The sequence below is a fragment of the Azospirillum sp. TSH20 genome (assembly GCF_003115935.1).
GTDB lineage: Bacteria > Pseudomonadota > Alphaproteobacteria > Azospirillales > Azospirillaceae > Azospirillum.
Genome location: NZ_LGQU01000034.1, coordinates 1 through 10,996, shown reverse-complemented (window position 1 = coordinate 10,996; position 10,996 = coordinate 1). Strand labels below are relative to the sequence as shown.

Sequence of the window (10,996 nt, the reverse complement as noted above, 5' to 3'; positions counted from 1 at the left end):
CGGAGGGGGCGGCGGGGCCGGCTTCGCGACGGGGGGTGGCGGAGGGGGAGGCGGAGGAGGAGGGGAGGGCGCCACGTCGGCGGGCAGCGGTTCCGCCCGTTCCGCCACCTCCGGCACGCTGTCGAACAGCGCGTCGATGGCGTCCTGGCTGACCTCCGGCCCGCCCAGCTGCGGACCGTTCAGCAGATGGGCGTCGGGGCGGGTGTCGCCCAGCTTGCGGTGCGAGGCCACCTCGCCATGGTGCTGCTCGGGGGCGACGGCCAGCCGCTCGACGCCCCAGATTTCGATCATCGTGTTCACGCGCTCTTCTATGTAGCGCAGCGTGTTGACGACCTTGGTGGTGCGCTGGCCGGTGATGTCCTGGAAGGAGCAGGCGGTCATGATCTCGATGCACCACGCCTCGATCGCGTCGATCCGTTCGGCCAGATCGGCGTCGTCGCGCGGGATCGACATGGTGATTTCCTGGATCTTCTCCGTCGCGTTCAGGATGTCGGTGGTGGCGCGTTCGGTGGCGGCGACGATCTCGTCCAACTCGCCGGTCGCCGCCTCGATGCGGTTGGACCCGGTGTCGGTCGCCTTCAGGGCCGCGATGTCACTGCGCGCCTCGCGCACCACCTGGGTGATGGCGGTCAGCTCCTGCTGGATGCGCGGGTCCTCGCCGGGGACGAAGGACGTGAAGGCGCTGGACGAGGTGCCGCTCAGCCGGTCGACCTGACCTTCCAGCCTGTCGACCAGCCGGTGGAACTCGTCGGAGGCGACGACACGGCTGCGCCGGTCGCGCATGCGCAGGAAGGCCCGCCCCCGCGCCGTCTGCGACAGGGCCTCTTCCATCTGCAGATACTCTTGCTCGGTCAGTTCGAGCAGTGACCCGCCGCTCATAGCGCTCAACCCGTTTTCGACAGCCGCGCCTCCCCGGCATGTCCGGGGGCTGCGCCGACCCTGTCCTATACCACCCAATTTCTTTACCGGGAGTTTCCGCCGTCGCCGCGCTATCATCGCCGCAACGGGGCGGACAGAGGGTGGATAACCTTGAACCGCCTTCCTTTTTGCCCCAAATCAGCCCGATCCAGCGACGATCTCGACAAGAAATTCCCAGCAAGAAAGGATTAAGGCCATGAAGAGGGCGGTGCGTCCGGTGGTGTTTGCTGCGGCGGTCGGACTGGCGGCGGTGACCGGCGGCGCGCTGGTCGCCCCGGCCGACTCGGTGCTGGGCCGGCTCGGTTCCGCCTTCGGCCTCGGCGCCTCGCCCGCGGCGGCGGCACTGCCTCTGGGCGCGGTCGGCGGTGGCACCATCGCCCCGATGCTGGAGCAGGTGACGCCGGCCGTCGTGAACATCTCGGTGCTGAGCCAGGCACCCCAGGCGGAAAACCCGCTGCTGCGCGACCCCTTCTTCCGCCGCTTCTTCAACCTGCCGGACCAAATGCCGCAGTCCCGTCCGCAGGTCAGCGCCGGGTCGGGCGTGATCGTCGACGCCCGCAACGGCTATGTCGTCACCAACAACCATGTGGTGGAGAACGCGCAGGAGATCGCCGTCACCCTGAAGGACCGCCGCCGCCTGCGCGCCAAGCTGATCGGCCGCGACGCCGCCACCGACATCGCCCTGCTGCAGATCAAGGCGGAGGGGCTGACTGCGCTGCCGCTCGGCGACTCGGACCGCTCACAGGTCGGCGACTTCGTCGTCGCCATCGGCAACCCGTTCGGGCTGGGGCAGACGGTGACCTCCGGCATCGTTTCCGCACTCGGCCGCAGCGGGCTGAAGATCGAGGGGTACGAGGATTTCATCCAGACCGACGCCTCGATCAATCCCGGCAATTCCGGCGGCGCGCTGGTCAATTTTCAGGGCGAGCTGATCGGCATCAACACCGCCATCATCGGCCCGGCCGGCGGCTCGGTCGGCATCGGCTTCGCCGTGCCGGTCAGCATCGTGCGGTCGGTGATGGAACAGCTGCGCGAGTATGGCGAGGTGCGGCGCGGCCGGTTGGGCGTGGCCATCCAGGACCTGACGCCCGACCTTGCGGAAAGCATGAGCCTGAAGGGCGACGAAGGCGCGCTGATCGCCAAGATCGAACGCGGCTCGCCGGCCGACAGCGGGGGCTTGCGCAGCGGCGACGTGGTGATCGCGGTCGACGGCCGGCCGGTGCGCAGCGCCACCGATTTCCGCAACCGCATCGGTCTTCTGCGCGTCGGCACGCCGGTGCAGTTGACGGTGATGCGCGAGGGCGGGCAAAAGTCCGTCACCGTCCGCACCGCCCGCTGACCATTAAGGAGCCACCCCGTACCGGCATGATGCGTTCCAACCCACCCCGCCGCCCGGCAGCCCCGCCGGCGCCCACGCCCGGCCGCAGCGCGGCCCAGAGGCAGCGCGAGATCGCGACGCTGCTGATGCGGCTCGACGCCATGCTGAAGCAGTCGGCGGAACTGGCGCAGACGGCGCGCGAGCGGGTGTCGGTCGGTGGGCTTGCCCGCTATCGCCGCTTCAGCCGGCGGGTGCGCGACTTCTTCGCGCTGGCCGCCCTGACGCAGGAGCGGCTGGACGCGGCACCGGAGGAGATGGAGGATCTGATCGATCCCATGACCACCGCGCTGGAGCGTCTGCACGCCCGCATGGTGGTCCAGTTCGTGGAGGGCAGCGCCGGCTTCTTCGCCAGCTTCGCGCGGGTGAAGGCGCTGCCCATCGGCACCCACGAGATGTGCGGGGTGGAACTGCGCGGCGTGCTGGAGATCCGCAAGTTCCTCGACGATCCGCTCTATGAGGGGGAGCGGGGACAGGCGCTACGCACCGAGGCCGACCGCATCGCCGCCCTGATCCGCCGCGTGATGGATCGTATTCCGCCGCTGCCCGATTTCGGCGACGAACCCAGCATCGGCCCGCGCGGCACGCTGAACAGTCCGTTGAAGGGGCCCAATGCCCATATGCCGCCCGGCCGCGCCGTCGCCCGACCGGCTGCGGCACGGCCGGCCAACATGCCGCCGCCCGCTCCACCGGCGCCGAACCCCAGCACCGAAGTCCGTTCGCTGAGCCTCGACCAGTTCGAGGACGACGAGGAGGAATAGGAAGGGAAGGGGGCCGGATCGACGGTCCTGCCCCCCTTTTTCCCTAACGGCCCCTTTTTAACGGCGGTGCTTGCCCTCATCCGCCGTCAATGCGCCGACCGCAGCGCCGGCGGCACCGCCCAGCAGGCCGCCATAGATCGCGCTGCCGCCGGTGACGGCGCCGATGGCCGCACCGCCCGCCGCACCGATGGCGCCGCCGGTCAGCGCGCGGTTCTCGCGATGATTCAGGTTCGAACAGCCGCCGAGCAGGGTCGCGCCGATCAGCAGCGCCGTCGCCCCGGTGGTGAATGTCCGCGTGGTGGTCTTCATCGGTCTCTTCCTTCAAGCATAGGCACGGCAACATGAGGAACCGCCGCCGATGCCGCGTCGTCGGGCAAGGCTGGACGGTCAAGCTTATGTTTGGTGCGCGCCGCCGTCCGGTGCTGTGACCATTTCGAGGTATCCGCACTATCCGGCCGGAGCATTCCCCTTCCTTTGGCGTTCTAAAGTCGCGGAAGATGGCGACGAAGTTCAGGTGTCCGCGGCCGCCAAAGTATGCGGGCGCCAATTCCCTTTGTTTTGCTATGGTTATTGAATTGTTTAGCAAGACTGCATCAACTGTGTGCGAGCCATTACAAAGAGACGCAAATTTCACGATGAAAAATCATTGTGGATTGTCTAGTACGTCCTTTCGACTCCGAAACATGAGCATTTGGGAAACAGAGATCGGCTGTAGGCGTGGGTGCATGGACACTCCGCAGCAAAAGGCCGGCACAGGGAAGACCAGAGATGACGATCAGCGACAGGGACTTGAATAGGGGCGGGCCAGCTCGCCTGCCATCCGCAACGCCGCCCGATGCACAAATGGGGCGCATCATTGAAATGGCGTTCACCGGTTTGTGGGTGATCCGGCGGCAGGGCGCCTTGGCGGAAGTCGGCGGGCGGCTCTCTTGGCCCGATCGCGCTTCGTTGGAACGCGCGGCGGCGGAAGCCGGCATCCCGCTGTCCGGCGACATCATCCACACCGGCCGACTCAATGCCGACCATCGATAGGAGACAGTCCATTCTCCTTCCGGGGGATGGGAAAGCGACGAACGGACAGTTGCGCAGGTGACAGGCTTCTTCCAATATCCGATGGATCGTCGGCCGTCAGAACTGGACGTTCCGCAATCTCCGCTTCATTGGGGCCTATGGAAGACATCGACCGCCAAAGAACGCTTGCCTATTTCGAAAGGCTGGGAAAAGAGCGGGTTCGACTCTACACCGCCATCGATTGCGAGCGTTATCTCGGTGACTGGCAGGTCCGTGAATTGGCCGACCAGTGGCTTGACGCCAAGAATGCGGAAGACAGGCCGCGCTTGCTGGGCCGGCCGTTGTGGCGGCGGCTGTTGGCCGACCGCCGTCCCTGACCGTTCTTCCCTTCAACCCCGCTTCGGAATTGGCTCCGGCCGTCCGGTCACCCATCGGGCCGGCGTGACGTCGAAGGCGTAGAGGGCGGCGATGCCTCCTCCGTCCGGCCGGATGGTGTGATAGGCCGTCCCGTCGATCCGCATAAAACCTACCCCTCCTTGCCGCTTCAAGCTCCGCCCCAGCCCTACCAATGCGGGATGACTTTGTCGGCACCCCACAATAGGTGGTGGCCGCTGCCGCTTCAACACGGGTAGCGTTCGGCGGAACCGTCACCCGCCGGGCGGTGTTACCGTTTCCGGCTAAGCAAGAAGTGGCCGTATCCCCACATGGTTTCCGAAACGATGCCGTTGCGCGCGCTGCGTTCCCATTCCTCCCCGCTCTACCGGCTGCCCGGTTCGGCGCTGGTCCTGATTGCCTGCACCGCCGCGGTTCTGCTGACCATCGGGCTGTCGGCGGTCTTCGCCTGGCGTGACCGCGACGAGGCGGTCCGGCAGGCGACCGGCGTCGCCGGCAACATCGGACTGCTGGCGGCGGAGCATGCCGCCCGGCTGATCGAGTCGGGGGACCTGCTGCTGACCCAGACGGCGACGCTGGCCGGTCCGGCCGGGATGCCGCTGCCCGACGATGCGGCGACGCGCGACCGCATGGCCCTGCTGGCGGCCAGCGCCCCCCATGTGGTCGGGCTGGAGATCCGCGACCCGTCGGGTGCGCTGCGGCTGTCGAGCCTGCCCGAGGCGGCGCCGGGCGGCGCCCGGCCGGCATTGAAGCCGGACGGCATGGCCATCGGTATCGGGCGGATGGGCGGGCAGATGGGCGGGGGGTCGGGCGGACGGTCGGTCATCACCCTGGCGCGCCCCCTGCCGGGTGCGGCAGGCGGCGCACCGCGGGGCTGGGCGGTGGCCGGACTGGACGCGCGGGCCTTCCGCGACGTCTACCGCTCGCTCGACGTCGGCTATGGTCACAGCATCGCCATCCTGCAGCCGGATGGCACTCCGCTGCTGCGCGAGCCGGAGGGCGGCGGCATCATAGGCGGCAATGCGGGAGACGACACCGCCAGCCATGCCGACGACATCGTCGTCACCCGCCCGGTGGGCGACACCGGCCTGTCGGCCACGGTGACCATCGCCACCGGCAGTGTTCTGCGCCGCTGGAGCGAGCGGCTGTGGATCTACGCGGCCTTCGCCGCTGCGGCTTGCGCCACGGTCGCGGTGATCGGCGCCCTCGCCATCCAGCGCGCCCGGCGCGAGCGCGAAGCCGAGGACGCCCTGCAGCACGCCTACGACACGCTGGAGGAGCATGTCCACCAGCGCACCGCCCAGCTGGAGCGCGCCAACGCCCAGCTGGAGGCGGCGGTGACCGACAAGGAGGTCCTGCTGAAGGAGGTTCAGCATCGGGTGAAGAACAACCTGCAGGTCATCTGCAGCCTGCTGCGCCTGCAGGCGGCCCGTATCGACGAGCAGGCCCGCCGCGGCTTCGACGAGAGCCTGCGCCGCATCCAGACCATGAGCCTGCTGCACGAGCTGCTCCACCGCTCCGACGAGCCGGCGCACATCAACTTCGCCGACGCGCTGCGCCAGATGTGCGACGGGCTGGTCCGCTCCGACAATCCGACCGCCGCCCGGCTGGAGTTGGAGGCGCAGGACTGGATCGTCGACGCCGACCGCGCCACGCCGCTGGCCATCGCCACCAGCGAGCTGGTGTCGAACGCGCTGCTGCACGCTTTTCCGCACGGGCATCCCGGCACCGTCCGTGTGATGCTGGAGCGTGACGAGGCCGGCATGCGGCTGATCGTGCGCGACGACGGCGTCGGGCTGCCCGCCGGCATGCCGAGCCAGCACAAGCGTCCCGGCCGCGGCGGTTCCAGCAGCGGCCTCGGCCTGAATCTGGTGCAGGCGCTGTCCCACCAGGCCGGCGCCACGCTGAAGATCGAGCGTGACGGCGGCACCATCTTCACCCTGACCATTCCCGAGCAGCCGGCCCGCCAGCGGGCCAAGACGGCGGCCTGAGGAAATACCCGCCTGAAATGGAAAGGGCCTCCCCATCCTGCCGGACGGGGAGGCCCTGAACCTCAGTCGTGAACCACCGTGCGACGGTGCCCGCAACTACTCCAGCATGCTGCGCAGCATCCAGGCGGTCTTGTCGTGGATTTGCAGGCGCTGGGTCAGCAGGTCGGCGGTCGGCTCGTCGCTGCCCTGTTCGGCCAGCGGGAAGACGCTGCGGATGGTGCGGGCGGCGGCCTCGTGGCCTTCGACCAGCTGGCGGATCATGTCGTTCGCCTTGGGAACGCCCGCCTCTTCCTTGATCGAGGCCAGCTGCGCGAACTGCGAGAAGCTGCCCGGCGCCGGATAGCCCAGCGCGCGGATGCGCTCCGCGATCTCGTCCAGCGCGGTCCACAGCTCCGTGTACTGGGTCATGAACATGGTGTGGAGCGTGTTGAACATCGGCCCGGTGACGTTCCAGTGGAACGAATGGGTCTTGATGTAGAGCGCGAAGGTGTCGGCCAGAACCTTGTTCAGCCCTTCGGCGATGGATTTGCGGTCTGCGTCCGAGATCCCGATGTCGATCTTCATTCTTCGATCCTTCTTGTTGGGTCCTGCATTATACCCCGGCATTGGCGCAGCCGTCGGCGGCCGCCGCCCCGCGGTCCCGGGACAACAGCTTGGGCGCAGGCGGATCGTTTCAAGTCTGATGCGACCAAACTTCGCGCCCCATCGTCGAGGATGGGTGATGCGACTCCGGCCAGTTCCCCCTCAACCCGCACGCAGCCGGCCGATGAAGTGCGTCACCTCGCGGTTCAGCGTCGATGCCTGACCGTCCAGCAGTTCGGCGGCGCGCAGGACCTCGCCGGCGGCGGTGCCGGTCTCCCCGGCGCTGGTCGACACCGTCGCGATGGTCTGCGAGACCTCGGCGGTGCCGGCGGCGGCCTCCTGCACGTTGCGGGTGATCTCCTCCGTCGCGGCGGCCTGCTGTTCCATGGCGCCGGCGATGGAGCCGACGATCTCGTCGATGCCGACCACCGTCTCGCCCACCCCCTTGATGGCGGCGACGGCGGCCCCGGTCACCTGCTGCATGGAGGTGATCTGGGTGCCAATCTCCTCGGTCGCCTTGGCGGTCTGGGTGGCGAGGCTCTTCACCTCGCTCGCCACCACGGCGAAGCCCTTGCCCGCCTCGCCCGCCCGCGCCGCCTCGATGGTCGCGTTCAGCGCCAGCAGGTTGGTCTGGGCGGCGATGGAGTTGATGAGGCCGACGATCTCGCCGATGCGGTTGGCGGCGTCGGACAGGCCGACGACATGGGCGTTGGTCTCCTCCACCGCCCGCACGGCGCCGCGCACCATGTCGAAGGAGCGGCGGACCTGACCGCCGATCTCGGCGATGGAGGCCGACATCTCCTCCGTCGCGGCGGCAGCCGTCTGGACGCTGCTCCCCGCCTGGGCGCTGGCGGCGGCGACGGTGGCGGCCTGCCGGTTGGCGCTGTTGGCGCGTTCCAGCATGCCGGCGGCGTTGCTGCGCACCTGATGGGCGCCGGCCCCCACCTGCTGCACGACCTCCGCCACGCGGGCCTCGAACAGATCGGCCAACTCCCGGATGGCGCGGTGTTTTTCCGCCTCGGCCTCCGCCTTCTGGCGCTGCTGGTCGGCGGTCAGCCGCTCCACCTCGCGCGCGTTGGTCTGGAACACCTCCAGCGCGCGGGCCATGGCGCCGATCTCGTTGCGCATCCAGCCGCCCTCGACCGCGGTGTCGAGCTTTCCGGCGGCCAGATCGGCCGTGTTGCTGGACAGTCGCTGCAGCGGCCGGGTGATGGACCGCGCCAGCAGAAGCCCGGCCGCCATCATCGCCGCCAGCAGCCCGGCCATCACCAGCGCGAAATCGCGGCGGGCGGCGGCCGCGGCATCGCGGGTGGCCTGGGTGGCGGCGGCGGTGGAGCGGCCGATGGACTCCTGCGTCTCCATCACCTTGGCGGTCAGGGCAGCGAACTGGTCGTCGGTGTGGGCCATCATCGGGATGCCGATCAGGCGGTCGATGGCCGCCATCTGGTTCATCTCGTCGACCGCCTTGGCATAGGCGCCGATCCGCGCCGACACCTCGTCCAGCATCGCCCGCTCCGCCTCGGCCAGCGGCAAGGCGCGCAGTTCCGCGATGCCGGTGCGCGCCTTGCCCAGGTTGGCGGCGATGGCGTCGCGCATGGCCTGCAGCTTCGCCTCTTCGATGCCGGAGCCGGACAATGCCAGATGCCGCGACACGTCGCTGTGGATGACATAGGCGATGGCGACCAGCCGGTCGACCCGGCCCAGCCGCTCCGCCGCCTCGCGGTGGATGCCGTCCACGGCACCCAGCGCCTGCTCCGACTGGCGGTCGGCCAGCACCAGCGCCGCCACCGTCAGGACGATCCCCATCAGGGGAGCCGCAAAGACCCGGCCCGCCACCGACAGGCCCGACAGACGCGCAAAGACACCGCCGTTCATGCTCACCCCCAACAGCTCTACCGGTCGATCACCGCCCTATGCGGCAGCATTCACTTGTAGATGCCGACATAGGCGACCAGTTCCTGGCCGGGCACGCGCTTCACGTAGGTGATCTTCGGTTCGATCTTGTTGCTGGCCGGGTTCAGCCAGCGATACTCGACCCAGCCCTCGTCCTTCTCCTTGGCGACAGCCAGCACGTCCTGGACGATGAAGCGGCCGTCCGGGTCCTTGACGTTGATGACGCTCTGGCCGACGCCGGCCGGGCGCGGCGGATAGACCTTCCAGACGCCGGCAAAGTCGATGACGTTGACGTAGATCTCGCCGTGCTTGAACGGGCCTTCGGCGTTGAAGGCCTTGGCGGCCTCGTCCAGGCCCTGGGCGGCGATCAGTTCCGCCGCCTTCAGGGTGATGGACTTGGCGTCCTCCTGCGTCGGCTTGGCATCCTGGGCGACGGCGGGGGTGGACAGAGGGACCGTAACGACAGTCCCGACGGCAATCAGGGCGACCGCCAGCAAACGAAACCACAGGCGCATGTGCTCTTTCCCCAGGGAGTGGGGGGCGGACGGCGGACGCCGGGCGCCCCATCGATTGTTATCCGGCCGTCATCGCCTTGATCGCGCGGCCATTATCACCGGAGGCTACTAGCAGAAGGTTTCATGCATTTGTCCGCCACATTTCGACGCGCTCATATTGCGTTGCAACATGACAATATTACGAACGATTCATCGCATGACGCAGCTGCAGGCGGTATTCCGTTCAGTTTGAACGCCTTAAACGGTGGGCTGGTAATGTCGGAGGCGGGCAAATAGGCCGGGCGCCGTTCGATGCGGCCAATCGACGCATTGGCCGGGCGGCCGCTTCGCGCGTGACGGTTTGCCGCCCCTTTTTTCCATCGACAGCCGCGCCGTTCGGGTGGAGCATCGGAGGTCCGATGCGGGCGCTCCGCCGGCCCCGGACCCGATGCGCGTTTCCGCCACGCGTCCGCCGCCCCCCGATCCGGACGTGCCTGTCTTCTGGAAGTGCCAGTTTTCTGGAAGTGCCATTTTCAAACGGACTTGTCTGAAGAGCCACACGCGAACGGGCCGCCCCGGCGGCCGGCGCCGGCGGCCCATCTCCGGCCCAGGCTCCGTCCCCGGTCACGACAGCCCGAAGCTTCGACGGGAGGTGTGAATGCCGCATACGCAAATCCGGACGGCGCGCTGCGCGGCGCTGGTCGGCCCCTATCTCGCCGGCAAGACGACGCTGCTGGAAAGCCTGCTGTTCGCCGCCGGGGCCGTCACCCGCAAGGGCAGCGTGCGCGACGGCAACGCCGTGGGCGACAATTCGCCGGAGGCGAAGGCCCGGTCGATGAGCACCGAGTTGAACGTCGCCTCCTTCGACTACCTGGGAGAACGCTGGTCGATCCTGGACTGCCCCGGCTCGGTGGAGCTGACGGGGGAGGCGCAGGCGGCGCTGATGGCCGCCGACATCGCCGTCGTGGTGGCGGAGGCCGCGCCGGAGAAGGCGGTGCTGCTGGCCCCGCTGTTCAAGATGCTGGACGACCACCGCATCCCGCATCTGCTGTTCATCAACAAGATCGACTCGCTGGGCGACCTGCGCGTGCGCGACGTCGTCGCCGCCTATCAGGAGGTCTCGGCCCGCAAGCTGGTGTTGCGCGAGGTGCCGCTGCGCGAGAACGGCCAGATCACCGGGCTGGTCGATCTGGTCAGTGAACGCGCCTGGCGTTTCAACCCGCACAAGCCGTCCGATCTGGTGGCCCTGCCCGACAGCGCCCGCGACTGGGAGGCGGAGGCGCGGCAGGCGATGCTGGAATCGGCCGCCGATTTCGACGACGGCCTGCTGGAAAAGCTGCTGGAGGACATGGCCCCCGACAGTGCCGAGCTGTACGAAACGCTGGCGCACGAACTGGCCGACGACCTGATCGTCCCCGTCTTCTTCGGATCGGCGGAGAACGACAACGGCATCCGCCGCCTGCTGAAGGCCCTGCGGCACGAGGGACCGGAGGTCGACACCACCGCGGCCCGCATCGACATTCCCGCCAATACGGCGGTGGCGGCGCAGGGGGGGAAGACGATGATGGGCTCCCATGC

At 68.4% G+C, this 10,996-nt stretch carries 12 protein-coding genes; 6 read left to right on the top strand and 6 right to left on the bottom strand.

Annotated features, from left to right (window positions below; translation table 11 throughout):
- Window positions 1–879, bottom strand: an 879-nt coding sequence (locus tag TSH20_RS10195; RefSeq protein WP_109074621.1) for a hypothetical protein, incomplete at its 3' end; no start/stop codon positions are given.
- Between the two features lie 235 nt (window positions 880–1,114).
- Between TSH20_RS10195 and TSH20_RS10190 the strand changes: the two genes are divergently transcribed.
- Window positions 1,115–2,257, top strand: coding sequence for a Do family serine endopeptidase (locus TSH20_RS10190; RefSeq protein ID WP_109074620.1), 1,143 nt, complete (start codon window positions 1,115–1,117; stop codon window positions 2,255–2,257).
- Between the two features lie 26 nt (window positions 2,258–2,283).
- On the top strand, window positions 2,284–3,054 hold the full coding sequence (locus tag TSH20_RS10185; RefSeq protein ID WP_109074619.1) for a hypothetical protein: 771 nt from the start codon (window positions 2,284–2,286) through the stop codon (window positions 3,052–3,054).
- Window positions 3,055–3,111: 57 nt separating this feature from the next.
- On the opposite strand, the gene TSH20_RS10180 is transcribed toward TSH20_RS10185, so the two are convergent.
- Entirely contained in the window at window positions 3,112–3,363 is a 252-nt protein-coding gene (locus TSH20_RS10180) for a hypothetical protein (RefSeq protein WP_109074618.1), read from the bottom strand.
- 459 nt (window positions 3,364–3,822) lie between these two features.
- Between TSH20_RS10180 and TSH20_RS10175 the strand changes: the two genes are divergently transcribed.
- Both TSH20_RS10175 and TSH20_RS10170 read left to right on the top strand, forming a co-directional pair.
- A complete protein-coding gene (locus TSH20_RS10175) occupies window positions 3,823–4,086 on the top strand; it encodes a hypothetical protein (protein ID WP_109074617.1) in 264 nt (87 codons plus the stop codon).
- Between the two features lie 137 nt (window positions 4,087–4,223).
- Window positions 4,224–4,442, top strand: coding sequence for a hypothetical protein (locus TSH20_RS10170; protein WP_109074616.1), 219 nt, complete (start codon window positions 4,224–4,226; stop codon window positions 4,440–4,442).
- A 12-nt stretch (window positions 4,443–4,454) separates the two neighbouring features.
- Here TSH20_RS10170 and TSH20_RS36135 read toward each other — a convergent pair whose 3' ends face one another.
- Entirely contained in the window at window positions 4,455–4,586 is a 132-nt protein-coding gene (locus tag TSH20_RS36135; protein ID WP_282183569.1) for a hypothetical protein, read from the bottom strand.
- A gap of 198 nt (window positions 4,587–4,784) precedes the next feature.
- On the opposite strand from TSH20_RS36135, the gene TSH20_RS10165 reads away from it, so the two are divergent.
- A complete protein-coding gene (locus tag TSH20_RS10165; protein ID WP_247871370.1) occupies window positions 4,785–6,449 on the top strand; it encodes a sensor histidine kinase in 1,665 nt (554 codons plus the stop codon).
- Between the two features lie 96 nt (window positions 6,450–6,545).
- Here TSH20_RS10165 and TSH20_RS10160 read toward each other — a convergent pair whose 3' ends face one another.
- The 3 genes from TSH20_RS10160 to TSH20_RS10150 form a co-directional block, all read right to left on the bottom strand.
- Window positions 6,546–7,013, bottom strand: a complete 468-nt coding sequence (locus TSH20_RS10160; RefSeq protein ID WP_109074614.1) for a Dps family protein — start codon at window positions 7,011–7,013, stop codon at window positions 6,546–6,548.
- Window positions 7,014–7,193: 180 nt separating this feature from the next.
- A complete protein-coding gene (locus tag TSH20_RS10155; RefSeq protein WP_109074613.1) occupies window positions 7,194–8,906 on the bottom strand; it encodes a HAMP domain-containing methyl-accepting chemotaxis protein in 1,713 nt (570 codons plus the stop codon).
- 50 nt (window positions 8,907–8,956) lie between these two features.
- Window positions 8,957–9,439: a cache domain-containing protein gene (locus TSH20_RS10150; RefSeq protein WP_109074612.1), complete on the bottom strand. Its 483-nt coding sequence runs from the start codon at window positions 9,437–9,439 to the stop codon at window positions 8,957–8,959.
- Window positions 9,440–10,076: 637 nt separating this feature from the next.
- Here TSH20_RS10150 and TSH20_RS10145 point away from each other — a divergent pair.
- Window positions 10,077–10,996: GTP-binding protein (locus tag TSH20_RS10145; RefSeq protein ID WP_247874455.1), on the top strand; the 920-nt coding region annotated here is incomplete at its 3' end.